Origin of the sequence: Streptomyces virginiae (genome assembly GCF_000720455.1) — a bacterium.
GTDB lineage: Bacteria > Actinomycetota > Actinomycetes > Streptomycetales > Streptomycetaceae > Streptomyces > Streptomyces virginiae.
Window position 1 is genome coordinate 101,168 of record NZ_JOAK01000007.1, and the last position, 22,708, is coordinate 123,875.

At 72.2% G+C, this 22,708-nt stretch carries 23 protein-coding genes; 13 read left to right on the forward strand and 10 right to left on the reverse strand.

Going from position 1 to position 22,708, the window contains the following annotated elements:
- Positions 1–80 precede the first annotated feature (80 nt).
- The 5 genes from IG86_RS43570 to IG86_RS0114655 form a co-directional block, all read right to left on the reverse strand.
- The gene (locus tag IG86_RS43570) at positions 81–218 is read right to left on the reverse strand and encodes a hypothetical protein (RefSeq protein ID WP_167751147.1); all 138 of its coding nucleotides are present in this window, start codon (positions 216–218) and stop codon (positions 81–83) included.
- A 53-nt stretch (positions 219–271) separates the two neighbouring features.
- Entirely contained in the window at positions 272–1,228 is a 957-nt protein-coding gene (locus tag IG86_RS0114640) for a cytochrome c oxidase assembly protein (RefSeq protein WP_030820595.1), read from the reverse strand.
- Between the two features lie 114 nt (positions 1,229–1,342).
- Positions 1,343–2,368, reverse strand: a complete 1,026-nt coding sequence (locus IG86_RS0114645) for a 6-phosphofructokinase (protein WP_030660435.1) — start codon at positions 2,366–2,368, stop codon at positions 1,343–1,345.
- Positions 2,369–2,583: 215 nt separating this feature from the next.
- Complete coding sequence (locus IG86_RS0114650) at positions 2,584–3,312, reverse strand: type 1 glutamine amidotransferase (protein WP_030820597.1); 729 nt, start codon at positions 3,310–3,312, stop codon at positions 2,584–2,586.
- Positions 3,313–3,332: 20 nt separating this feature from the next.
- On the reverse strand, positions 3,333–4,571 hold the full coding sequence (locus tag IG86_RS0114655) for a MurT ligase domain-containing protein (protein ID WP_030029096.1): 1,239 nt from the start codon (positions 4,569–4,571) through the stop codon (positions 3,333–3,335).
- Positions 4,572–4,694: 123 nt separating this feature from the next.
- On the opposite strand from IG86_RS0114655, the gene def reads away from it, so the two are divergent.
- Positions 4,695–5,249 (forward strand): peptide deformylase, encoded by a 555-nt coding sequence (gene def / locus IG86_RS0114660; protein ID WP_030820600.1) that lies wholly within the window; start codon positions 4,695–4,697, stop codon positions 5,247–5,249.
- A gap of 153 nt (positions 5,250–5,402) precedes the next feature.
- Here def and IG86_RS0114665 read toward each other — a convergent pair whose 3' ends face one another.
- Entirely contained in the window at positions 5,403–6,047 is a 645-nt protein-coding gene (locus IG86_RS0114665; RefSeq protein ID WP_030820603.1) for a TetR/AcrR family transcriptional regulator, read from the reverse strand.
- A 214-nt stretch (positions 6,048–6,261) separates the two neighbouring features.
- On the opposite strand from IG86_RS0114665, the gene IG86_RS0114670 reads away from it, so the two are divergent.
- Complete coding sequence (locus IG86_RS0114670) at positions 6,262–7,491, forward strand: acyl-CoA dehydrogenase family protein (RefSeq protein ID WP_030820606.1); 1,230 nt, start codon at positions 6,262–6,264, stop codon at positions 7,489–7,491.
- An 84-nt stretch (positions 7,492–7,575) separates the two neighbouring features.
- Here the strand turns inward: IG86_RS0114670 and IG86_RS0114675 are convergent, their stop codons facing one another.
- Together IG86_RS0114675 and IG86_RS0114680 are read right to left on the reverse strand one after the other, a co-directional pair.
- Positions 7,576–8,304, reverse strand: a complete 729-nt coding sequence (locus IG86_RS0114675) for an LppU/SCO3897 family protein (protein ID WP_078905901.1) — start codon at positions 8,302–8,304, stop codon at positions 7,576–7,578.
- 63 nt (positions 8,305–8,367) lie between these two features.
- Positions 8,368–8,805, reverse strand: coding sequence for an SRPBCC family protein (locus IG86_RS0114680; protein WP_030820610.1), 438 nt, complete (start codon positions 8,803–8,805; stop codon positions 8,368–8,370).
- A 154-nt stretch (positions 8,806–8,959) separates the two neighbouring features.
- Here IG86_RS0114680 and IG86_RS0114685 point away from each other — a divergent pair, with 154 nt between their 5' ends.
- Positions 8,960–9,145, forward strand: coding sequence for a DUF5999 family protein (locus IG86_RS0114685; RefSeq protein ID WP_030820612.1), 186 nt, complete (start codon positions 8,960–8,962; stop codon positions 9,143–9,145).
- Between the two features lie 155 nt (positions 9,146–9,300).
- On the opposite strand, the gene IG86_RS0114690 is transcribed toward IG86_RS0114685, so the two are convergent.
- Together IG86_RS0114690 and IG86_RS0114695 are read right to left on the reverse strand one after the other, a co-directional pair.
- Complete coding sequence (locus tag IG86_RS0114690) at positions 9,301–11,355, reverse strand: ATP-binding protein (protein ID WP_244305863.1); 2,055 nt, start codon at positions 11,353–11,355, stop codon at positions 9,301–9,303.
- 106 nt (positions 11,356–11,461) lie between these two features.
- Positions 11,462–12,427 (reverse strand): fibronectin type III domain-containing protein, encoded by a 966-nt coding sequence (locus IG86_RS0114695; protein ID WP_244305866.1) that lies wholly within the window; start codon positions 12,425–12,427, stop codon positions 11,462–11,464.
- A gap of 180 nt (positions 12,428–12,607) precedes the next feature.
- Here IG86_RS0114695 and IG86_RS0114700 point away from each other — a divergent pair, with 180 nt between their 5' ends.
- The 10 genes from IG86_RS0114700 (at position 12,608) to IG86_RS0114745 (ending at position 22,707) form a co-directional block, all read left to right on the forward strand.
- On the forward strand, positions 12,608–14,212 hold the full coding sequence (locus IG86_RS0114700; RefSeq protein WP_030897123.1) for an ABC transporter substrate-binding protein: 1,605 nt from the start codon (positions 12,608–12,610) through the stop codon (positions 14,210–14,212).
- A gap of 46 nt (positions 14,213–14,258) precedes the next feature.
- Positions 14,259–15,224: an ABC transporter permease gene (locus tag IG86_RS0114705; protein WP_030897125.1), complete on the forward strand. Its 966-nt coding sequence runs from the start codon at positions 14,259–14,261 to the stop codon at positions 15,222–15,224.
- On the forward strand, positions 15,217–16,083 hold the full coding sequence (locus tag IG86_RS0114710; protein ID WP_030897127.1) for an ABC transporter permease: 867 nt from the start codon (positions 15,217–15,219) through the stop codon (positions 16,081–16,083). The genes IG86_RS0114705 and IG86_RS0114710 overlap by 8 nt, the downstream gene beginning before the upstream one ends.
- A gap of 59 nt (positions 16,084–16,142) precedes the next feature.
- Positions 16,143–17,033 (forward strand): oligopeptide/dipeptide ABC transporter ATP-binding protein, encoded by an 891-nt coding sequence (locus tag IG86_RS0114715; RefSeq protein ID WP_045937005.1) that lies wholly within the window; start codon positions 16,143–16,145, stop codon positions 17,031–17,033.
- Positions 17,026–17,685 carry an ABC transporter ATP-binding protein gene (locus tag IG86_RS0114720; protein ID WP_030820626.1) on the forward strand — a complete coding sequence of 220 codons (660 nt, stop codon included), beginning with the start codon at positions 17,026–17,028 and terminating at the stop codon, positions 17,683–17,685. Before IG86_RS0114715 ends, IG86_RS0114720 begins: the two co-directional genes overlap by 8 nt.
- A gap of 97 nt (positions 17,686–17,782) precedes the next feature.
- Positions 17,783–17,977, forward strand: a complete 195-nt coding sequence (locus IG86_RS0114725; protein ID WP_030660483.1) for a hypothetical protein — start codon at positions 17,783–17,785, stop codon at positions 17,975–17,977.
- Positions 17,978–18,106: 129 nt separating this feature from the next.
- Positions 18,107–19,672 carry a hypothetical protein gene (locus IG86_RS0114730; RefSeq protein WP_030897129.1) on the forward strand — a complete coding sequence of 522 codons (1,566 nt, stop codon included), beginning with the start codon at positions 18,107–18,109 and terminating at the stop codon, positions 19,670–19,672.
- Between the two features lie 209 nt (positions 19,673–19,881).
- Positions 19,882–20,457 (forward strand): streptavidin, encoded by a 576-nt coding sequence (locus tag IG86_RS0114735; protein WP_157854824.1) that lies wholly within the window; start codon positions 19,882–19,884, stop codon positions 20,455–20,457.
- A gap of 227 nt (positions 20,458–20,684) precedes the next feature.
- Complete coding sequence (locus IG86_RS0114740) at positions 20,685–21,833, forward strand: MFS transporter (protein WP_216725683.1); 1,149 nt, start codon at positions 20,685–20,687, stop codon at positions 21,831–21,833.
- A 52-nt stretch (positions 21,834–21,885) separates the two neighbouring features.
- On the forward strand, positions 21,886–22,707 hold the full coding sequence (locus IG86_RS0114745; protein WP_157854825.1) for an SDR family NAD(P)-dependent oxidoreductase: 822 nt from the start codon (positions 21,886–21,888) through the stop codon (positions 22,705–22,707).
- The last annotated feature ends 1 nt before the right edge of the window (position 22,708 follow it).

Consider the following 22,708-nt stretch of genomic DNA (forward strand, 5'->3'; position numbering starts at 1 on the left):
CCGCTCCTGTCGGTATCCCGTTGTCACGGCCAGTCTACGGACGGTGAGTCGCGGGATGGAGGGGGCGGTGGTGACCTTCCTCAGGAACTGCGCGAGGCGGCCATCCCCGCCGTCAGCAGCCCCAGGACCACCCAGCCGAACCACAGCCAGCCGTTGCTGCCGAGGACCACGGAGTACGTGGCGACGGCCACCAGTGCGGCGAAGGTCATGACTGCCATCGCCTTAACGGATCCGGTCATGCCCCATGGTGGCGCGCGGATGCCGGCTTTCGCTACTGGCCACGCGCTTGGAGCGAGGCGAGATACGCGTTGTACGCCTCCAGTTCCTGGTCGCCGTTGCGGTCGGCGGCCCGGTCGGAGCGCTTCGCAGCCCGCTGCTCCGAGTGGTACCACTGGTAGATCAGGGCGATCAGGACCAGCACCGAGGGGATCTCGCTGAACGCCCAGGCGATGCCGCCGCCCCACTGCTGGTCGAGCAGCGGATCGATGCCGAGGGAGGCCGGCGGGTTCGCGTACGTCTTGATCATCGGCTGGCTCGCCATCATCAGGGCGATGCCGAAGAAGGCGTGGAAGGGCATGCCCGCGAAGAGCTCCAGCATCCGCATGACGTAGCCCGGACGGTGCGGACCGGGATCGATGCCCATGATCGGCCAGAAGAAGATCAGGCCGACCGCGAAGAAGTGGACCATCATCGCGATGTGCCCCGTGCGGCTCTCCATCAGGAAGTCGAAGAGCGGGGTGAAGTACAGCGCGTAGAGGCTCGCGATGAACATCGGGATCGTGAACGCCGGATGGGTGATCACCCTCATGTACCGGCTGTGCAGCAGCGCCAGCAGGAGCTCGCGCGGGCCCTTGCGGCCACGGCCGGCGGGCGGCAGCGCGCGCAGCGCCAGCGTCACCGGGGCGCCCAGCAGCACCAGGATCGGGGTGATCATGCTGATCACCATGTGCTGCACCATGTGCACGCTGAACATGACCATGCCGTAGTCGTTCAGCTTGGTGCACATCACCAGGATCACGGTCAGCACGCCCACGGTGAACGCGATGGTCCGGCCCAGCGGCCAGGAGTCCCCCCGCCGGCGCAGCCGCAGCACGCCCCACCCGTACAGGGCGAGCCCCAGCAGCGAGCCGAACAGGAAGAACGCGTCGAAGGAGAACTCCAGCCCGCGCCCGAGAGTGAACGGCGGCAAGTCCATGTTCATGTCCATGCCGTGCCCGCTGTGATCCATCTGTCCACTCCCTCGACTGTGCTGCCCCACCACAGTAGTGCCGCCCCCGTACGCTCGTGCGCGCGGGGGCGGCTCATGACAAAAGGGGCGTCCGACAGGGATGCCGGACACGTGTCAGAGGACCGTCTGGGCCTCGTCGTAGCGCTCGGCCGGGACCGTCTTCAGGGTCGAGGTCGCCTCGGCGAGCGGCACCATCACGATGTCCGTGCCGCGCAGCGCGGTCAGCATGCCGAACTCGCCCCGGTGCGCCGCCTCCACCGCGTGCCAGCCGAAACGGGTGGCGAGGACCCGGTCGTACGCGGTGGGCGTGCCGCCGCGCTGGACGTGGCCCAGGATCACCGGCCGGGCCTCCTTGCCCAGGCGGTTCTCCAGCTCGACGGCCAGCAGGTTGCCGATGCCGGCGAACCGCTCGTGGCCGTAGATGTCCTTGCCGCGCTCCTCGAAGGCCATCGAGCCGGGCTTCGGCTTGGCGCCCTCGGCGACCACGACGATCGCGAACCGCTTGCCCGCCGAGAAGCGCTCGCCGACGATCGCCGTCAGCTCGTCGATGTCGAAGGGGCGCTCCGGAACGACGATCGCGTGCGCGCCCGCCGCCATGCCGGAGTGCAGGGCGATCCAGCCGGTGTGGCGGCCCATGACCTCGACGACCATCACGCGCTGGTGCGACTCGGCGGTGGTCTTCAGCCGGTCGAGCGCCTCCGTGGCGACCCCGACGGCGGTGTCGAAGCCGAAGGTGACGTCGGTGGAGGCGATGTCGTTGTCGATGGTCTTCGGGACGCCGACGATCGGCAGCCCGGCCTGCGCGAGCAGGTTCGCGGCCTTCAGAGTGCCCTCGCCGCCGATCGGGATGATCGCGTCGAGGCCGAGGTCCGCGACGTGCCCCCGGGCGCGCTCGACACCGTCGCGCAGGTGCGCGGGCTGGACCCGGGAGGAGCCGAGGATGGTGCCGCCACGGGCGAGGATGCCGGCGACGGCATCGAGGTCGAGCTTGCGGTAGTCCGCCTCCAGCAGGCCCTTCCAGCCGTCGTGGAAGCCGATCACCTCGTCGCCGTGGTCGACGACGGCACGGTGCACGACGGAGCGGATGACGGCGTTGAGGCCGGGGCAGTCGCCACCGGAAGTGAGCACACCTATGCGCATGGCAGAAGAGACCTTTGCAACGTGGGCCGACGACCGGACCACGTCGTCCGGTTGGAACTACGGCCACCCTACAAGCGGTTTGGAGGTGCGCTGAACCATCCTCCACATGCTGGTCGTGATCGTCGTACAAAACGACATCGGCCCGGTTCCCCCTAGGGAAAACCGGGCCGAACACATGGTGCGGGGGCCGCCCCGATGAGCGGTCCGCGAGGGTGCTAGACGGGCTGCGTCGCCGCCGCGATGCGCTCCGCGCGCAGCGCCTCGTACCACCGGTCGTCTATGGCCGGCAGCGCGTTCACGTCGAGGGCCAGCTTCAGCAGCAGGTCCGCGATCTGCGGGTTGCGGGCCATCACGGGACCGTGCATGTAGGTGCCGAACACCGTGTCGTTGTAGGCGCCTTCGGTGCCGTCGCCGGTGCCGTTGCCGCGGCCCATCGTCACCCGGGCGAACGGCTTCGCCGTCGGGCCGAGGTGCGTGACGCCCTGGTGGTTCTCGAAGCCCGTCAGCTGCGGCAGGCCCAGGCGCGGGTCGATGTCGGCGAGGACGTCGCCGACGCACCGCTCGCCCTCACCGCGCAGGGTGACCACGTCGAGCAGGCCGAGGCCCTCCTGGCGCTGGCCCTGGTCGTTGACGAACTCCTTGCCGAGGATCTGGTAGCCGGCGCAGACGGAGAAGACGATCGCCCCGTTCGAGACGGCCCGCTCCAGACCGCCGTCGCGCAGCAGCCGCTCCGCGGCCAGGCGCTGCGGACGGTCCTCACCGCCGCCGATCAGGTAGATGTCGCCCGAGGTGGGGATGGGCTGGTCGCTGCGCACGTCCACGCGCTGCACGTCCAGGCCGCGCTGGCGGGCCCGGCGCTCCACGACGAGGGCGTTGCCCTGGTCTCCGTACGTGCTGAGCAGGTCGGGGTAGACCCACACCAGACGCAGGCTGTTGTCGCTCATGCTCTTGTCCTTTATGGGTACTAGTTGCCGACGCGGCGGCGCACGTCCTGGAAGGCGGTGTAGTTGGCGATCAGCTCGATCTGTCCGGGCGGCGCGAGCTGCACGGCCTCGTCGAGGGTCTCGCACACCCGGAAGTCCAGGCCCGCGACCTCCAGGCGGACCGCGAGGTCCAGCTTGCGGTCGCCGATCACGAAGATCGGGTGGCCGGCCAGGCGCGGGTAGTCGACGTCCCACAGCCAGGAGGTGTCGGTTCCGTCGGCGCCGCGCGCGTTCACGGAGAGGATCACCGGGGTCGGCGGCGGGTCGATCAGCGAAAACGTTTCGAGCCAGCCCGCCGGGTTCTTCGCGAGCAGGAGCCGCAGCTCACGGCCCTGGAAGTTGACCACGTCGTAGCGGCCGGCGACGGCCTGCACCTGGTACATCCGCTCCAGCGCGACCTGCGGCGGGACGCCGAAGACGGCGGCCACGGCGGCCGAGGTGGCGGCGTTGGCCTTGTTGGCGCGGCCGGGCAGCTGGAGGTGGATCGGCCAGGCCGAGCCGTGCGGGTCCAGCACGTGGTCGCCGGAGAGCACCCAGGTCGGGGTCGGGCGCCGGAAGCCGCACTCGCCGCAGAACCAGTCGTCGCCCGGGCGCTGCATGACACCGCCGCAGGACGGGCACGACCAGGCGTCGTCCTTCCACTCCTGGCCGGCCGCGACCCACACCACGTTCTGGGAGGAGGAGGCGGACCAGACGATCAGCGGGTCGTCGCAGTTCGCGACGATGACCGCCTTGGAGCCCTGGAGGCCCTCACGCCACTTCTCCGCGAGCATGCGGGTCTCGGCGGCGCGGTCCAGCTGGTCGCGGGAGAGGTTGAGCAGGGCGATCACCTTCGGGGTGACGTCCCGGGCCACTCCGGCCAGGTACTTCTCGTCGACCTCGATGACGCCGTACTTGGCGTCCGAGCCGCCCGCGAGGGCCGAGGTGATGCCCGCCGGCATGTTGGCGCCGAGGGCGTTGGAGACGACCGGACCGCTGGCCCGCAGGGCCTCGGCGATCAGCCGGGTCGTCGTGGTCTTGCCGTTCGTCGCGGAGACGAGGACGACGTCGAGATGTTGCGCCAGCGCGCCGAGAAGATCGGGGTCGAGCCTGAGCGCGACCTTGCCACCGATCACCGATCCGCTTCCGCGTCCCGCGGCCCGCGACACCGCCGCCGCGGCCTTGCCCGCCGTCACGGCCAGCTTGGCCCGCGGCGAAAGCGGCTCCGTGTTGCCTGCCATCGTCCCTTGTCCTCCTAGCGTCGGTCGGCCCCAGCCTATCCAGTACCGGCCGGAGCCTTGACCGCGGCGCCCCCGCCCCGCCGCGGATCTCCTCATATAGTCGCCCGTCGTAGGCTTGACGCCATGCGACAGCGCCTCATCCCCGGTACCACCGGCCTCGTCCGCACCATGAGCCTGCTGGGTGATCCGGTGCTCCACTCGCCCTGCCCGGAGGTCACCGAATTCGGGTCGGCGCTCGACCGGCTCATCGAGGACATGTTCGCGACGATGTACGCCGCCGAGGGCGTCGGCCTGGCTGCGAACCAGATCGGCGTCGCCCAGCGGGTGTTCGTCTACGACTGTCCCGATGACGAAGACGTACGACACGTCGGGCACATCGTCAACCCCCGTCTGGTGGCGGCCGACGGGGACGAGTTCCTCGGGCCCGAGGGCTGCCTGTCCCTGCCGGGGCTGGAGGCGGGCACGGTGCGCTTCGACCACGCGGTCGTGGAGGGGGTCACCTCGGACGGTTCCCCTGTGCGGATCGCCGGTACGGGTTTCTTCGCGCGCTGCCTGCAGCACGAGTGCGACCACCTCGACGGGACGGTGTACGCGGACCGCGTGACGGGGATGCGGGCCCGCCGCCTGCGGCGGGCGATCGCGAAGACCTCCTGGGGAGCCGGGGCGCCGCGCGGCTAGGCGGATCACTCCCGGGGGCGGCCCCGTTGCCCGTCCGGCTGCGCCGGTCCCCGTGCGGCCTGCCCGGCGGAGCCGGGTACCCGGGGCTCCGCCCCGGACCCCGCGCCGCACACGCCGGCGAGGCCGGGGTCGGGCCGGCGCAGCCCGGAAGGGTCAGAAGCCGGGGCCGTCCACGCGGTTGCCGGCGGTGGCGAGGCGGCCCCAGAGGAGGTCGGTGAGGCCCTCGACCAGAGCCGCGCGTTCGCAGGGGCGTTCGCCCAGCCACCAGTCGCCGGCCGCGTGCATCATGCCGACGATGCCGTGGCCCCAGACCCGGGCCAGCTGTTCTCCGCCGGGGCCGAGGTCGACCCGCTCGCTGATCACCTGGGCCAGCTCCTCGCCGAGCCTGCGCAGCAGCGGCGCCGAGTGCAGGCCGACGTCGAAGCCCCGTTCGGCGGTGTGGGAGTCCTCGGCCGGGTGCATCAGGAAGCGGTACACCTGCGGGCGGGCCTCGATGGCGGCCAGGTAGGTGTCGAGGGTCGCCTCCACCCGCCGGCGGCGCTCGGCGGGGGCGTCGAGCGCCGCCCGCAGCGAGTCGAGCAGGGCGTCGGTGTGCCGGACGGCGAGCGCCTGGTAGAGGCCCGCCTTGTCCCCGAAGTGCCGGTAGAGGATGGGCTTGGTGATGCCGGCCTCGGCCGCGATGGCGTTCATGGAGGCCTTGGGGCCGTCCCTGAGCACGACCCGGTCGGCGGCTTCGAGCAGCTCCCGCCGGCGGCGTTCGGCCGCTCCCGGTTCGCCGGTCTGCTGCGTGGTCTCCATGACGTGTTCTCTCCCCGCCCTTGCGATGTGCGTGACGCCCACGCAACGTAACACCCATGGCACCCCGGCGATCGAATCGGCGGACACGACCTGAGGGCCGTCGACGGCATCGCCCGTGCTTGACAGTGCTTACTCGCCGGTAACAGACTGTGGCCCCCACGTAGGTTACCGCTAGTAACCTCCGGAGTGACGAGTACGGACAGGTGGAGGGGACATGGCGGAGTTCACCATGGAGCTGAACGAGGACCAGAAGCAGGTGCGGGACTGGATCCACGGCTTCGCGGCCGATGTGATGCGACCCGCCGCCGCCGAATGGGACGAGCGCGAAGAGACTCCGTGGCCCGTCATCCAGGAGGCCGCCAAGGTCGGCATCTACTCGCTGGACTTCTACGCCCAGCAGTTCTTCGATCCGACCGGACTCGGCATCCCGATGGCGATGGAGGAGCTCTTCTGGGGCGACGCGGGCATCGCGCTGTCCATCGTCGGCACCGGCCTCGCGGCGATCGGCGTCGTCGCCAACGGCACCGAGGAGCAGATCGGCACCTGGATCCCCCAGATGTACGGCACTCCCGACGACGTGAAGGTCGCCGCCTTCTGCTCCTCCGAGCCGGACGCCGGCTCGGACGTCGGGTCCATGCGCACCCGGGCCGTCTACGACCAGGCCAAGGACGAGTGGGTCCTCAACGGCACCAAGACCTGGGCCACCAACGGCGGCATCGCCAACGTCCACATCGTCGTGGCCGTCGTCGACCCGGCGCTCGGCACCAAGGGCCACGCCTCGTTCATCGTGCCGCCCGGCACGCCCGGGCTGTCCCAGGGCCAGAAGTTCAAGAAGCACGGCATCCGCGCCTCGCACACCGCCGAGGTGGTCCTGGAGGACGTACGGATCCCCGGCAACTGCCTGCTCGGCGGCAAGGAGAAGCTGGACGAGCGCCTCGCCCGGGCCCACGAGCGCGCCCGCAGCGGCGGGGGCGAGCGGGTCAAGAACGCGGCCATGGCCACCTTCGAGGCCTCCCGCCCGGCCGTCGGCGCAATGGCCGTGGGCACCGCGCGCGCCGCGTACGAGGTGGCGCTCGACTACGCGAAGACCCGTACGCAGTTCGGCCGCCCGATCATCGACAACCAGGGCGTGGCCTTCCAGCTCGCCGACATGCGCACGCAGATCGACGCGGCCCGGCTGCTGGTGTGGCGGGCGTCGTGGATGGCGGTCGCGGGCCGGCCGTTCGAATCGGCCGAGGGCTCGATGTCCAAGCTCTTCGCGAGCGAGGTCTCCAAGAAGGTCACCGCCCAGGCCGTCCAGATCCTCGGAGGCAACGGCTACACCCGCGAGTACCCGGTCGAGCGGATGCACCGGGACAGCGCGATCTACACCATCTTCGAGGGCACCAGCGAGATCCAGCGGCTGGTGATCGCGCGCACGATCTCCGGCATGCCGATTCGCTAGGCGCTGGGCCTCGGCGGGGGCGCGGGGTACGGGGCGTGACCCCGCGCCCCGGCACGGCCCCGGGCACCGTGACCGCCGCATGTCTCAGCGCAGTGGTGTCAGGCAGGCGCTGGTGAAGTCGTCCGGGCCGTACTTCGGGTCGGCGACGTAGTCCAGCGGGGCGCAGTGTGCGCCGGGCGCGTCCAGCAGCCCGGTGACCTTGTACGCGGCGCGGGACGAGTCGCAGGCCACCACTTCGAGGTCCTGCTCCACCCAGGTGCCCTCGTTGCGCACGCACTGTCCCACGGACAGCTGCGCCGGGCCGTCGACCACCAGGCCGAGCACGAGGAGCGTCTGCACGGCCAGCACGACGAGCAGCACCGGCATGAGGAAGAGCAGGGCCGGGGCGCGGCGCCACAGGGGCTTGCCCGGGTCGAGGGGCGGGCGGAATCCGCCGGCCGGGGGAGCGAGCCTGCGGAAGGCCGCCCGCGGGCCGAGGTTCATGAGCAGGGTCACGGGCGTGACGAAGAGGGACACCGGGCTCCACCAGCCCTGCCACAGGGTGTCCGACGACATGCCCCGGTAGGTGGCGAGGCCGCAGTCCCGGCAGAACGGGCCGCGGCGGCTCAGGAACCGGGCCAGCACGATCATGCCCTGGTGGCCCCGTACGGTGGCGGGCGCGGCCGGCCAGGCGCCGCACAGGGTGCACCCGTACCGGCCCGGCTGCGGGTGGGCGGCGTACGCGCCGTACGGCTGCTGCGGGCCCGTGAAGACGGGCCCGGCGGCCGGGCCGTACGGGCCCGGAGCCTGCTGTGGCGGTGGCGGAGTGGCCACGGATCTCTCCTCGTTCGCTTCGTGATCACCGGCGCGGTGATCACGGAACCCTAGCCCGCGCCCTCAGCGGCTCAGCAGGCGGGCGATGGCGCGGCTGAAGAGGAGGCGGCCGGCCGCCGCCACCGCGGGGTCCAGGGCGCGGGGGAGGCCGCGCAGGCGCAGTTCCTCGCGCCAGTGGACCTCCGAGCCGCCCGCGGGAAGGGGGCGGATCTCGATCTCCGCCCAGCCCGTCACCGTCCGGCCGCGCTTCTCCAGCCGGACGAGTCCCGGAGCGCCCTCGGCCGGCGGGCGCCAGAGGACGACCTCCATCCGGTCGTCGAATGTGATCCTGCCCACACCCGTGCGGGCCGTGAAGATCGTTCCCGCGTGCGTCGGGGGAGCCGTCTCGATGATCGTCCGCGTGAGGGGGACCTGCGCGCCGTGGCGCTCCCAGTCGGTGAGCCTCGACCACGCCTCGGCGGCCGGTACGGACGTACGGTGAACGATCCGGATAACGGGCATGAGCGCATGGTAATCGGGCATACACACCGTGAACTGGACGGCGAATATGGGTTCCGTCCGGGGGTGGCGATCAGTAATACTCGCCGCCACCGTGGATCGCGGTTCGACCGGGTGACCACCGGCCCTCCCGCCCCACATCGCGAGGAGGTGCGCCATGTGCTCCCACCAGCCCCCCTGCCCAGCCGCCGAAAGCGCCGACCACGACGCCGCCCGCATTGTGGTCTCCCGCCCCGAACAGGGCTGGAGCCTGCTCTGCAACGGAGTCGTGATCTTCGACGACACCGGTGAACTGCTCCCCGACAGCCGCGCGGTGGAACCCCGCCGCCCGGCCCTGGTCTGAGCGAGGAGGCAGCATGCGCCAGCAGCTGATCCGCAAGCCCGTCCCCAAGCCCGCCCCCCGAGACCTGGACCTGCGCACACCGTCGGGCAGACCCCTCCCGTACTGACGGGAGCCCCGGTGAAGTTACGCAGCGCGCCGTTCACGGGCTGACGCCCTCAGCCCGTGGACGCCGCCGCCCCGCCCCGGAACGCCGCCTCGAAGGCCGCGTCCCCGATCGCCGCCCGCGCCTGCCGTTCGCCCTGGTCCCGCATGGCCGTCAGGGAGGGCGAGCCCATCTGCGGCCGACCCACGGTCCGCCACCACGCGTGCCCGGTACCCAGCAGGCGCGCCGCCAGCTCGCCGTCGCCCAGCCCGGCCACCGCCGTGGCCAGCAGGTCCAGGCCCAGCGCGATGCCCAGGCGGTCGCCGAGGAGCCGCTTCCCGGACAGCATGGCCCGTACGTGGCGTGCTGCCTCCCCGTGGTCGCCCATGCCCAGCGCGGCCACCGCCAGGATGTAGTCCGCGTAGGCCCGCATCCACCGCTCGCCCAGCTCCGCGCAGGCCTCCCGCAGTGACCGCGCCTCCTCGGTCGCCTCCTCGAAGCGCCCCAGGGCGCACAGGGAGTAGCTGGTGGACAGCTTGCACAGGAGCCAGCCAGGCCCGGTGGGCCGTCCGCCGTGTCCGGCCCGCGCCCGCGGACCGGACAGTTCCAGCGCCCGTACCGGGTCGCCGGGCATGAGGACCGACGCCGCGTGCAGATAGGCGGCGCGCAGCTCCCGTTCGGGATCCGCCAGGTGGGCCGCGTCCCGCGCGCACTGCTCGCCGATGCGCCGGGCCTCGTCCATGTCGCCCTGGAGCAGCATCGTGAGTCCCAGTGACCACAGGGCCTGGTTGTACGCGACCTCCGTGCGCGGTGCGAACCGCAGGGCCCGCTCCAGGAAGGCCCGGCCCTCGTGCACGTGCCCGCACGCGAACCAGTAGAACCACAGGTTCCCCGCCATCTCCAGCGCCGCCGTCGGGTCGGCGGTGAGCAGGTGCTCCAGGGCGGTGCGCAGCTGGGCCTGCTCGGCGGTGATCCTGCGGTACCAGTCGACCTGTCCCGGGCCCATCCAGCCCCGGTCGGCGGCCTGTGACAGGGCCGCGTACCAGTGCGCGTGCCGGTCGGTGACCAGTTGGGTCTCGCCGAGCTCGCCCAGCCAGTCGTGCCCGTACTCGCGGATCGTGTCCAGCAGCCGGTAGCGGGCGCCGGCACCCCGTTCCTCGGAGCGCAGCACCACGGACTTGGCGGTGAGGCCGGCCAGTACGCGTTCCACCCGGGCGGCGGGCAGCGGGCCGCCCGCGCACACGGCGCGCGCCGCGGCGATGTCGAAGTCGCCGGTGAACACGGAGAGCCGGGCCCACAGCAGCCGTTCCAGCGGCTCGCACAGCTCGTGGCTCCAGCCGATCGTGGTCCGCATCGTCTGGTGCCGGGGCGGCCGGGGCACGCGGACGTCCGACAGCATCTCGAAGCGCTCGCCGATCCGCTCGGCCATCTGCTCGACCGTCCACAACCGCAGCCGGGCGCCCGCGAGTTCCAGGGCGAGGGGGATGCCGTCCAGGCGCCGGCAGACCTCGGCGGCGACCGCGGCCCGCTCCGGGTCGGCGAAGACGGCGGCGGCGCGCGGGGCCGCGGCCAGGGCGCGGGCGCGGAAGAGGGCCAGGGCGTCGCTGTCGGGTCCGTCGCAGGGCAGCGGCCGGACCTCGACGACTTCCTCGATGGCGCAGCGCAGCGGTTCCCGTGAGGTGATCAGAATGGTCAACCCGGGTGACGACTGGAGGAGTTCGCCGGCCAGGTGGCGGCAGTCGGAGACGAGGTGCTCGCAGGTGTCCAGGACGAGCAGGAGCTCCCTGTCGGCCATCCACGCGCACAGTTCCTCGTCGAGCGGGCGCGGGGAGTGGTCGGCGAGGCCGACGGCGTGGGCGACGGTCGCGGTCAGCAGGGTGGGGTCGCGCAGCGGCGACAGCTCGACCCACCAGACGCCGTCGGCCCGGGTATGGCGGGCGTCGGCGACGGCGCGCAGGGCGAGCCGGGACTTGCCGACGCCCCCCACCCCGGTCAGGGTGATCAGCCTCCGCTCACGCAAGAGCTGTCCGAGCAGGCGCAGTTCGGGCTCCCTGCCGATGAAGCTCGCCGGTTCCGGCGGCAGGTTTCCCGATGGTGTCCGGGCGCCCGGCTGGGGCACGCCGTCCACGGAATCTGGCTGATTGTCATTGACCGAGTACTCACCGAACACGGAAGTATTGTGCGTGATCTTCTTATCCCACCGTGCCGTTAGGGCGGGATCGGTGCCTCCCGGTTCAGGCGACGAGGGTGATCCGCCGTTCCGCGGAGAAGGCCCCCCAGTTGCCGTCGGGGAGTCTGGCCCGCAGTTTCACGGCCCATTCGGTGCCGGGCGGTTCGGTGACGGTGAGGTGGTGTTCCACCCGGCCGGAGGGCACGGCGCCGGCGCCGAACTGGATGACGGTGGTGGGCCGTCCGTTGACGTACAGCTCGTATTCGGCCGTGGGGCGGCCGGTGTCCGGGGCGCTCCAGGTGAGGGTGACGGCGCCCGGTGAGGCGGTGGCGGTGAGGTCGGCGGGGGCGGTGGGCGGACCGTCGCCGGAGGCGGGCGGCGTGGTGACGTCCACGGCCGGGCCGTCAGGGGAGGAGTTGTCCGCGCCGTCGCGGGCCCGCACCGTGAAGGTGTAGACGGTGTCCGGCCGGAGACCGGTCAGCGCGGTCTCCTTCTCGCCGGGTCCTGCCGTGTGGATGCGTACGCCGCCCTGGTAGACGTCGTACGCCGTGACGCCGGTGTCGTCCGTCGAGGGCGCCCACGACAACCGGGCCGACCGGGGGCCGGTCGCGGCGCCGGTGGTGGTGGCGGGGGCGGTGGGTGCCTGACGGTCCTCGGCCTTGGCCGCCGGGGTGGTCACGAGCGCGGCGGGTCCGGCTCCGGAGAGGTTCCCGGCCGCGTCCTCGGCCCGCACCGTGAAGGAGTAGCCGGTCTGCGGGGCGAGGCCGGTGATGTCCACCATGGTCTTCTCGGCCGGGAGTTCCCGTACCGGCCGCCCACCCTCGAAGACCTGATAGCGCGTCACCCCGGCCCGGTCCGCCGCCGCGTCCCACATGACGTGGACGGACGTGGCGCTGCCGGCCTGGGCGGTGAGCCCGGTGGGGGCGGGCGGCGGCTCGGTGTCGGGCGCGGTGCACGCGGTGAGGCCCGGGAGGCCGGCGAGCCCGGCGAGGGTCAGGAAGAGGGCGAGCGTGGGGGCGCTGCGTCGCACGGGGTGCCTTCCTCGGCTTCCGTAAAGGTCTAGACATATATGGCACGGAAGGCGGGAGGGCGACAAGACCTGTGCGTCGGCGACCGGCGATGTGACCTGATTCGTCGACTTCTGATCACTTCTGGCATTATTGCCAGCTCTTTGCAATAACAGATGAACGCGAACAGGGATGTGCAGAGCATGACGGCCCGGACAGTACGGGGAGCGGCCAGGGCGACGGTGGCCGCCGCACTCATCACGGGCGTGGCGGCCTGCTCCACCCCCGGAGCCGGAGCCGGGGCCGGCGCCGCCGCCGGCGCGGACTCGGTCGTGGTCGGCATCGCGACCGAGCCGGAGAGCCTCAGCCCGCTGCTGGGCTACGGCAAGGACGGCAACTCCAAGATCTTCGACGGTCTGCTCACGCACGACGCGGACATGAAGCTGAAACCCGCCCTGGCCGAGGCCCTCCCGGAGGTCTCCGCGGACGGGCGCACCTACTCCTTCAAGCTGCGCCCCGGCGTGAAGTTCAGCGACGGGGCGCCCTTCTCCGCCAAGGACGTCGTCTTCACCTACCGCACGATCCTCGACGCCCGGACGAACAACGCCTCCAAGACGGAACTGGACGCGATCGAGACCGTCGAGGCGAAGGGCGAGGACACCGTCGTCTTCACCCTCAAGTACCCCTACGCGCCCTTCGCCGAGCGGACGGTGCTGCCCATCGCCCCCGAGCACATCGCGGGCATGCAGGACGTCAACAGCGGCGACTTCACCACCCGGCCCGTCGGCACCGGCCCCTACGTGCTCGTCGGCTGGTCCAAGGGCGAGAAGCTCAGCTTCAAGGCCAACCCCGGCTACTGGGGCGGCGAGCCCGCCGTCCGGAAGTTCACCATGGCCGTGATCAAGGACGACGACGTACGCGCCACCCGGCTGCGCTCCGGCGAACTCGACGGCGCCGTCCTCCCGCCGAACCTGGCCGAGGGCTTCGCGAAGGACACCACGCGCCGCACCTACGCCGCCAAGACCTTCGACTACCGCAACGTGACCCTCCCGACGCACCACAAGGTCACCGGCGACCTCGCCGTCCGGCAGGCACTCGACATCGCCGTGGACCGTACGGCCATGGTCGACAAGCTGCTAGAGGGCGCGGGCAAACCCGCCTTCGGCCCGGTGCCGACCGACAGCCCGTGGTTCACCGCCGGCACCGAGCGCCGCCACGACCTCGACCGGGCGCGCAGGATCCTCGACGACGCCGGCTGGAAGACCGGCGAGGACGGCATCCGCGCCAAGGACGGGGTCCGCGCCTCCTTCCCGCTCTGGTACACCTCCGGCGACAAGATCCGCCAGGACCACGCCCTCGCCTTCGCCTCCGACGCCAAGAAGGCCGGCATCGAGGTCAAGGCCGAGGCCGGGACCTGGGAGGTCATCGAACCCCGGATGAAGACCGAGGCCGTCCTCGCGGGCGGCGGCTCACCGGCCGACCCGGACTTCGACCAGTACCTGCTGCTCACCTCCTCGCTCGGCGGCGACGGCTTCAACAACATGGCCCGGTACGACGATCCGGCCGTGGACGCGGCCCTCGCCGAAGGACGCCGCAGCGCCGACCCGGCGGTCCGCAAGGCCGCCTACGACACGGTGCAGCGCCGGCTCGCCGAGAACCCGGGCTACGTCTTCCTCACCCACATCGACCACCTCTACGTCGTGAACGACCGGTGGGACGGGCTCGGCACCCAGGTGGAGCCGCACGACCACGGCCTCGGCGCCGGCCCCTGGTGGAACGTCGAGAACTGGAAGCCCGAGCAGAAGTGAGCCGCGCGCAGTGACCACCCGCTCCGTCCGCCTCCCCTGGAGGCCGATGGCGCGCATGGCGGGGCGGCGGACCCTGTCCGCCGCCCCCGTCCTGCTCGCCGTCACCTTCGGCGTCTTCGCCCTCGCCGCGCTGTCCCCCTTCGACCCCGTCAAGGCCTACGCCGGCACCGCCGGACTCACCGCCTCGCAGGCCGAACTCGACCAGCTGCGGATCAACCTCGGCGCCGACCAGCCCCTGGTCGCCCGCTGGTGGGACTGGCTGACCTCGGCACTCACCGGCGACCTCGGCACCTCCGCCGTCATGCGCCAGCCCGTGACCGACGTCATCGCGGAGCGCCTCGGCTGGTCGACGCTCCTCGCCGCCTGCGCCTTCACGATCGCGGTACTCGCGGGCACCGCGCTCGGCGTACTGGCCGCGCGCCGGCCGGGCGGTCCGCCGGACCGTGCCGTGTCCGCGCTCGCCTACACCCTGGAGGCCGCCCCGGCCTTCTGGCTGGCACTGCTCGCCATCTGGTTCTTCTCGGTACGGCTCGGCGCACTGCCCTCGGGCGGCCTCACCGACGCCGGCAGCGACACGGTCACCGCCGCGCAGGTCGCCTCCCACCTGGTGCTCCCCGCGCTGGTGCTGGGCGTCTCCCAACTGCCCTGGTTCTACCTGTACGTCCGCCAGGGCGTGGCCGACGCACTGGGTGAGGACCCCGTACGAGGGGCCCGCGCGCGGGGTCTGGCCGAGCGCCGGGTCCTGCTCGGCCACGCCCTGCGCTCCGGCATGCTGCCGATGCTGACGCTGATCGGCTCCCGGGTACCCGAACTGATCACCGGCGCCCTGCTGGTGGAGACCGTCTTCAGCTGGCCGGGCATCGCCGCGGCGACCGTACAGGCGGCCACCGCGGTCGACTTCCCGCTGCTGGCCGCCCTGACGGTGCTGGCCACCGCGGCCGTACTCGCCGGGAACCTGCTCTCCGACCTGCTGTACGGGCTGGCCGACCCGAGGGTGGGCTTCGATGGCTGAGACGATCTGGCGCCCGCAGGGCCGCGCCCGGCGCTCCACCCGCGCCCTGCGGGTCCGCACCTCCGCCGCCGTCCTGGCGGTCGTCGTGTCGGCCGTACTGATCGTGCCGCCGCTGGCACAGCTGGACCAGCAGGCCGTCGACCTGGCGGCGAAGCTGCAACCCCCCTCGTGGGCGCACCCCTTCGGTACCGACGACGTCGGACGCGACCTGCTGCTGCGGTGCGTCTACGGACTGCGGGTCTCCCTGCTCGTCGGCCTGGTGGCCGCACTGGCCGCCACCGTGATCGGCACCGCGGTGGGCGCGGCCGCCGGCGCGCTCGGCGGCCGGACCGACCGGCTGGCGATGCGCGCGGTGGACACCCTCTCCTCCGTCCCCCACCTGCTCCTGGGCGTCTTCGTCGTCGCGGTGTTCCGGCCGGGAGTCTGGCCCGTCGTCGCCTCGGTGGCGGCCACCCACTGGCTCTCGACGGCCCGGATCGTCCGCGCGGAGGTCCTGTCCCTGCGCGGCCGGCCGTACATCGACGCTGCCGTCTCCGGCGGAGCCTCGCGGTGGCGGGTCGCCGTACGGCACCTGGTGCCCGGCATCCTCCCGCAGGCGGGCCTCGCCGCCGTGCTGATGATCCCGCACGCGATGTGGCACGAGTCCGCCCTGTCCTTCCTCGGCCTCGGACTGCCCGCCCACCAGGCGAGCCTGGGCGGCCTCGTCCAGGGCGGGCGCGGCTCGCTGCTCGCCGGGCACTGGTGGCCCACCCTCTTCCCCGGCCGGCTCCTGATCGTCCCGACCCTGGCCGTCGCCGGCCTCGCGGGCGCCTGGCGCGAACGCCGCAACCCGCGCCGCCGTTCGGAGCTGACCCTGTGACCCCGCCGGCGACCCCTCCGCCCGTGCTCAGCGTCGAGGAGCTCTCCGTCCGCTTCCGCATGCCCGCGGGACGGTACGTGGAGGCCGTCACCGGCGCCACCTTCGCCCTGGCCCCCGGCGAGAGCCTCGCCCTCGTCGGCGAGAGCGGCTGCGGCAAGTCCGTGCTCGCCTCCGCCCTCCTCGGCCTGCTCCCCGGCAATGCCGAGACCGCCGGCTCGGCCCGGCTCGCCGACGGCCTCGACCTGCTCGCCGCCGACGAGCGCACCCTCGCCCGGACCGTACGGGGCCGGCGCGTCGGCCTGGTCCCGCAGAGCCCCGCCGCGCACCTCACCCCGGTGCGCACCATCCGCTCCCAGCTGGAGGAGACGGTGCGGGAGCTGACCGGAACCCGGCCGCCCGCCCTGCGCGCGGCGGCGGAGGCGGCCGCCGAGCGCGCCGCCTTCCCCGCATCCCACCTCGACCGCCACCCCCACGAACTCTCCGGCGGCCTCGCCCAGCGCGCTGCCACCGCCCTCGCCCTCGTGGGCGACGCCCCCCTGCTCCTGGCCGACGAACCGACCACCGGTCTCGACCGCGACCTCGTCCTGCGCACCGTCGACGAGCTGCGCGCCCACACCCGCGCCGACGGCCGGGCGCTGCTGATGATCACGCACGACCTGGCCGCGGCCGAGCGGATCGCCGACACCGTCGCCGTCATGTACGCGGGACGGATCGTCGAAATCACCCCCGCCGCCGCCTTCTTCGGCAGCCCCGGGCCCCGCCATCCCTACGCCCGGGGCCTCCTCGACGCCCTCCCCGAACGCGCCTTCGCTCCCGTTCCCGGGGCGCCGCCCGAGCTCGGCGCACTGCCGCCCGGCTGCGCCTTCGCCGCCCGCTGCGCCGCCGCCGACCAGCTCTGCCGCACCCGGCGGCCCGCGCTCACCGGAGGGGTGGCCTGCCACCATGCTTGAGCTCAAGGACATCACCGCCGGCTACGACCGCCGCGCCCCGGTGGTCCGGGGCGCGCACCTCACCCTGCGCCCGGGGGAGTCCCTCGGCCTGCTCGGGCCGAGCGGCTGCGGCAAGTCCACCCTGGCCCGGGTCGTGGCCCTGCTGCACCGGCCCGAGCGCGGAACCGTGACCCTCGACGGCCACGCCGTGACCGGCTTCTCCCACCGGGCCCCGCGCTCCCTGCGCACCGCGGTCGGCGTCGTCTTCCAGCAGCCGAGGCTCGCCGCCGACCCCCGCCTGCGGCTGCGCGACCTCGTCGCGGAACCGCTCCGGGCGACCGGGCGGCGTACGGAAGCGGCTGCGCGGGTGGGCGAGTTGGCGGAGCGGGTGGGCCTCGGCGCGGACCTGCTCTCCCGCCGCCCCCACGAAGTCAGCGACGGCCAGCTGCAACGCGCGTGCCTGGCACGGGCCTTGGCGCTGAGGCCGCGCTGGCTGGTCTGCGACGAGATGACCGCCATGCTGGACGCCTCCACCACGGCCGCCCTGGTCGCGGTCGTCGAGGACTACCGCGACCGGACCGGCGCCGGGCTCCTCGCGGTGGGCCACGACCCGGTGCTGCTGGGGCGCTGGTGCGGGCGCACCACCCACTGGAACGAGATCGTCAAGGACTGACGCCCGTCACGGACGGTCAACACCCGTACGGCGGACACGTCGTTCGCCCGGAAGCACCCCGCTCTGCGCCACCATGACGGTGACTCAGGAGGTCTCGATGGTGCTTTCCCTCTCCGTGGTCGTCCTGCTCCTCATCCTCGCCTGGATCTTCCTGCGCAGCGGCGGGCTGAAGTTCTCGCACGCCCTCGTCTGCGTCCTGCTCGGCTTCTGCCTCGCGAGCAGCAGCATGGCCGCGACCATCCACGACGGCCTGACGGCCACCGCGAACGTGGTCTCCAGCCTCAATCCTTGATCGACTGTTGCGCCTTCGTGAATCATCCGGCGCATGCATGGACTCCTCCGGCACTGCGATCTAGCGTCTGGCGGCGGCGCGATGTCAGACGCAATGTCAACAGGCTGATGTGACACGGAGGAAGTCCGGATGTTCCGAAGAGCGCTGAACTGCGCCGTAGTGCCCGTCGTGGCCGCCTTCACGGTGCTCCACGGCGGCTCCCCGGCCCAGGCCGAGGAGATACCCAAGGCCCCCGGCCACCGGCTGATCACCCACTACGAGGGCGGCCCCGCGGCCGCCGCCCCGCTGCCGGGCGAGGCACCGCCGCAGCACCCGTACCTCGCGCCCAACGGCCGCAGCGGCATGCACTCCGACGCCGCCGGCAGCGCCACCTCCCCCTGGTCCGGACCGCTCGGCAGGGACCCCCAGGTGACCAGCGAGAAGATCGCGGCCCTCGGCGGGGAATGCGCCACCGCCACCTTCGACTCGGGCGGGCGGCTGGTCACGGTGTGCGGCACCTTCTCGGGCTTCAAGGTCAAGCTGCTCCAGCCGCGTACGCTCGCCACGCTCGCGGAGTACCAGCTCCCGCAGCGCTCCTCGACCGTCGAGGCGATCACCTCGCTCGACTTCGCGAAGATCTTCAAGGACACCTCCGGCGGCGCCTACTTCTACCTGGACGACCAGGACCGGGCCGTGCTCGCCGACTCCCGCCAGCACGTCCTGCGCCTGGCCCACTCCCAGAACCCTGACGGCAGCTGGAAGTTCACCGTCGAAAACGACTGGGACCTCACGGGCCGGGTCCCGCACGACTGCGTGACCTGGACCAACCTGCGGCCCAGCGGCACCTGTGACCCCGTCACCTCCGTGATGCCCGACTGGGACGGCCGGATCTGGTGGGTGACCCGCCAGGGCCGGGTCGGCACCGTGGACCCGGCCACCTCGCGGATCCGGTCCGTCCGGCTGGAGGGCGAGGAGATCCAGAACTCCTTCTCGGTCGCCGAGGACGGCGTCTCCATCGTCTCCGACCACGCCCTCTACAGCTTCCGGGCCGACGCCGACGGCACCCCCGAGGTGCAGTGGCGCCAGACCTACGACCGCGGCACCGGCACCAAGCCCGGATCGGTCAACCAGGGTTCGGGCACGACCCCGGACCTCTTCGGCGACGGCTACGTCGCCATCACCGACAACGCCGACGACCGGATGAACGTCCTCGTCTACCGGCGGGGCGCGGACGTCGCCGCGGACCGCAGGCTCGTCTGCAAGGTGCCCGTCTTCGGCTCCGGCGCGTCGACCACCGACAACTCGCTGATCACGTGGGGCAACAGCATCGTCGTCGAGAACAACTACGGCTACGAGAACCCCACCAGCCTCCTGCTGGGCAGGTCCGTCGTGGGCGGCGTGGCCCGCATCGACGTCCGCGCCGACGGCAGCGGCTGCGACACGGTGTGGCAGAGCGCCGTCCGCGCGCCGTCCGTGGTCCCGAAGCTCTCCACCGCGAACGGGCTGATCTACTTCTACGAGAAGGAGCCCAACGCCTGGGGGATCGACGGCTGGTACCTCACGGCCGTGGACTTCCGTACCGGTGAGCGACGCTGGCGGCAGCTGACCGGCACCGGCCCGCTCTACGACAACAACTGGGCGCCCATCACGCTCGGCCCCGACGGCACCGCGTACGTCGGCGTCTTCAACGGCATCGTCGCGGTCCGCGACCGCTGAGAACCGGCGGACCGCCGGCCTCCGGAATTCCCCCGGAGGCCGGCGGGCGAACACATCACGCCGAGTCTCCGCATGAACTCCGACAATTCGCGGGACGGACCCCGGCTTACCGCCGGTCACGACACTACGCTTTTCCCCGAAAGCGCCCGTGGCCTTCCACCATCACGGGCGACCGGCGGGCCCTTCGGCCCTCACAGGGGGAATCTTCCGTGACACGTGTACGCCAAGCCTTAGTCGCACTGTGCGCCCTGTCCCTGACCTTCGTCACCGTATCCGCGAGCGCTTCGGCGGACACCCGGGGGACCGTGTCCGCGGACGCCGCGGAGACCGGTTCCGCGACGGAGTCCCGCCCGGGCATCCTGGGCACCTGGTACAACCAGCTCGGCTCGGTCATGGTCGTGACGCGGGCCGCGGACGGCGGATTCGTCGGGACCTACGAGTCCGCGGTCGGCAACGCCGAGAAGCGCTACGTCATGACGGGCCGCTACGACAGCGAGCCCGCCGACGGCACCGGGACCGCCGTCGGATGGACCGTCGCCTACCGCAACGCCCACCGCAACGCCCACTCCGTCGCCACCTGGAGCGGCCAGTACGTCGGCGGCGGCCAGGAGCGGATCGTCACCCAGTGGCTGCTGAGCTACGGCACGACGCCCGCCGACCAGTGGAAGTCGACCTTCCTCGGCCACGACGAGTTCACCCGGGTCAAGCCCTCCGCCGCCGACATCGAGAAGGCGCGTCAGTTGGGCGTGACATCTGCGAATCCGCCGGCCTCCGACGGGGAGTGATCCGGCCGCACCGGCCGAGCGTGCGATCCGTCCGCAGCGGGGAGGTCCCCGCGGCGGGCGGGTCGGTCATGTCCGCGTCCGGTGATGTGATCATGGCGCAAAACCTCTGTTGGCCTGCAACTTCTGTTGTGGGAGTGTGGAACGGACTCCGGTTCGCGCGGCCTTCGAGACCCGTGCCATGATCACGTTCGGCACTGACCGGCCGGGGGCAGGGGGTTCATTTCGTGTTGCGCAAGATCTCTACGCTCGCGCTCGGAGCGTTCGCAGTGGGGACGAGCGGCTACGTCGTCACCGGTGTGCTGCCGCAGCTGAGCGAGGAGCTGTCCGTCTCACTGTCCACGGCGGGACTGCTGACCACCTCCTTCGCGGTGGCCTACGCCATCGGCTCCCCGCTGCTGGCCGTGGCCCTGGGCGGGTGGCGCCGCCGACCGCTGATCATCGCGGCCCTGCTGGTGGCCGCGGCGGGCAACGCGCTCGCCGCGCTGGCGCCGAACTTCGCCGTCCTGACGGCCGCCCGGATCGTCACGGCCGTGGGTGCCGCGGTGTTCACGCCGGCCGCCACCGCGGTCGCCGCCGAGCTGAGCGGCCCGGAGCGCCGGGCCCGCGCGGCGGCCTGGGTCTTCGGCGGGCTGGTGACCGCCACCATCGTCGGCGTGCCGGCCGGGACGCTGCTCGTCGGCCCGCTCGGATACCGGGGGGTCTTCTGGCTCGTCGCGGCGTTCTGCGCGCTCTCCGCGGTGGCCGTGGCGGTGGCCGTGCCCGAGGTCGCGGCGCCCGCCCGGGTGACCCTGCGCCAACGGGTCGCTGTCGCCTCGGACAGCCGGGTCGTCACCGTCCTCGGGATCACCCTCGCGGCCAGCCTCGGGGTGTTCACCGTGTACACGTACGCGGCTCCGGTGCTGGCCGAGACCGTCGGGGCGCACGGCACCGGACTGAGCCTGCTGCTCTTCGGCTACGGGCTCGGCGGCGCCATCGGCAACGTGCTCGGCGGGTTCGCGGCCGACCGGTACGGCTACCGGATGCCGCTGCTGGTGGCCGTGTCCGGCAGTGTCATCGCCCTGTCCGCGCTGTCCGCGGTGCACAGCACGGCGATCGCGGCGGTGCTGCTGTTCGTGTGGGGGGTGTCGAGCTGGGGCTTCAACCCGCCGGTCCAGCGCCGGCTGCTCGAACTCTCCCCGGACGCCGGCGGTCTGCTGCTCGCGCTCAACGCCTCCGCCCTCTACCTGGGCATCGGCCTGTCCGGGGTCGTCGGGGGCGCGGTGCTCGACCACGTCGGCATCGCCGCCGTGGCGCTGACCGGGGCGCTGCTGTGCTGCGTCGCGGTGCTGATCCAGGTGCTCTCCGGCAGGCGCGCTGCTCTGCAGCCGACCCGCTGAAATCTGTCCCTCTCGGCAAAGGACGACGTCCGTGCGCGAATTGAACAATGTTGTGGGAATCGTCACAGGGGCGTCGCGCGGTGTCGGCCCGCACATCGCCGCGGAATTGGCCCGGGCGGGTGTTCAATTGGCACTCGTCGCCAGGTCCGAGGAAGGGCTCCGGGCCACCGCGGAAAAGATCGGCCGTCTCGGTCCCGAGCCGCTCGTGGTGCCCGCGGACGTTTCCGACGAAGGCGCGCAGCGGCGGATCGTGGAAACGGTCCGCCGTGAACTGGGGCCGGCCGGGATCCTGGTCAACAATGCCGGGATCGAGCACATCACCCGGTTCCAGGACGCCTCGGTCGAGAGCATCCGGCAGGTCCTGCTGGTGAACCTGTTCGGCGCCGAGGCCATGACCCGGCTGGTGCTGCCGGACATGCTCCGGGCCGGACGAGGGCACGTGGTCAACATCGGGTCCGTGGGCGGGCGCACGGCCTATCCGTACGCCACGATCAACTCCTCGGCCAAGCACGGTCTGGTCGGCTTCACCTGGTCCCTGCGCGAGGAACTGCGGGGGACCGGGGTGGGGGTGTCGGCGGTGTACCCGACGCTGATCTCCGACGTCGGCATCTCCGCCGGCTGGCAGGCGGGACGGCGCCCGCCGCTGCTCGGCCGGGTCGGACCCGACGAGGTCGCGCGGGCGGTCCTGAAGTGCATCAGGGAGGACAAGGTGGAGATCACCGTGGCTCCCGTCATGGAGAAGGTCGCGGACGTGGTCAGCGCCCTGTCCCCGCGGCTCACCGCCTGGATCGCCCGAAACGGTGGTATCTACAAGTACCTGCGCGGGGTCGCCGACGCGCAGACACGTTCGCAACAACACTCTGAACCAGCCTGAC

Excerpts from the sequence above, each read along its gene's own strand:
- IG86_RS0114670 (WP_030820606.1), top strand. The coding sequence starts at position 6,262 with ATGGCGGAGTTCACCATGGAGCTGAACGAGGACCAGAAGCAGGTGCGG.
- IG86_RS0114715 (WP_045937005.1), top strand. The coding sequence starts at position 16,143 with ATGCCCGCGGGACGGTACGTGGAGGCCGTCACCGGCGCCACCTTCGCC.
- IG86_RS0114640 (WP_030820595.1), bottom strand. The coding sequence starts at position 1,228 with ATGGATCACAGCGGGCACGGCATGGACATGAACATGGACTTGCCGCCG.
- IG86_RS0114705 (WP_030897125.1), top strand. The coding sequence starts at position 14,259 with ATGGCGCGCATGGCGGGGCGGCGGACCCTGTCCGCCGCCCCCGTCCTG.
- IG86_RS0114710 (WP_030897127.1), top strand. The coding sequence starts at position 15,217 with ATGGCTGAGACGATCTGGCGCCCGCAGGGCCGCGCCCGGCGCTCCACC.
- IG86_RS0114680 (WP_030820610.1), bottom strand. The coding sequence starts at position 8,805 with ATGCCCGTTATCCGGATCGTTCACCGTACGTCCGTACCGGCCGCCGAG.
- IG86_RS0114725 (WP_030660483.1), top strand. The coding sequence starts at position 17,783 with ATGGTGCTTTCCCTCTCCGTGGTCGTCCTGCTCCTCATCCTCGCCTGG.
- IG86_RS0114650 (WP_030820597.1), bottom strand. The coding sequence starts at position 3,312 with ATGAGCGACAACAGCCTGCGTCTGGTGTGGGTCTACCCCGACCTGCTC.
- IG86_RS0114665 (WP_030820603.1), bottom strand. The coding sequence starts at position 6,047 with ATGGAGACCACGCAGCAGACCGGCGAACCGGGAGCGGCCGAACGCCGC.
- IG86_RS0114685 (WP_030820612.1), top strand. The coding sequence starts at position 8,960 with ATGTGCTCCCACCAGCCCCCCTGCCCAGCCGCCGAAAGCGCCGACCAC.
- IG86_RS0114720 (WP_030820626.1), top strand. The coding sequence starts at position 17,026 with ATGCTTGAGCTCAAGGACATCACCGCCGGCTACGACCGCCGCGCCCCG.
- IG86_RS43570 (WP_167751147.1), bottom strand. The coding sequence starts at position 218 with ATGGCAGTCATGACCTTCGCCGCACTGGTGGCCGTCGCCACGTACTCC.
- IG86_RS0114700 (WP_030897123.1), top strand. The coding sequence starts at position 12,608 with ATGACGGCCCGGACAGTACGGGGAGCGGCCAGGGCGACGGTGGCCGCC.
- IG86_RS0114645 (WP_030660435.1), bottom strand. The coding sequence starts at position 2,368 with ATGCGCATAGGTGTGCTCACTTCCGGTGGCGACTGCCCCGGCCTCAAC.
- def (WP_030820600.1), top strand. The coding sequence starts at position 4,695 with ATGCGACAGCGCCTCATCCCCGGTACCACCGGCCTCGTCCGCACCATG.
- IG86_RS0114730 (WP_030897129.1), top strand. The coding sequence starts at position 18,107 with ATGTTCCGAAGAGCGCTGAACTGCGCCGTAGTGCCCGTCGTGGCCGCC.
- IG86_RS0114655 (WP_030029096.1), bottom strand. The coding sequence starts at position 4,571 with ATGGCAGGCAACACGGAGCCGCTTTCGCCGCGGGCCAAGCTGGCCGTG.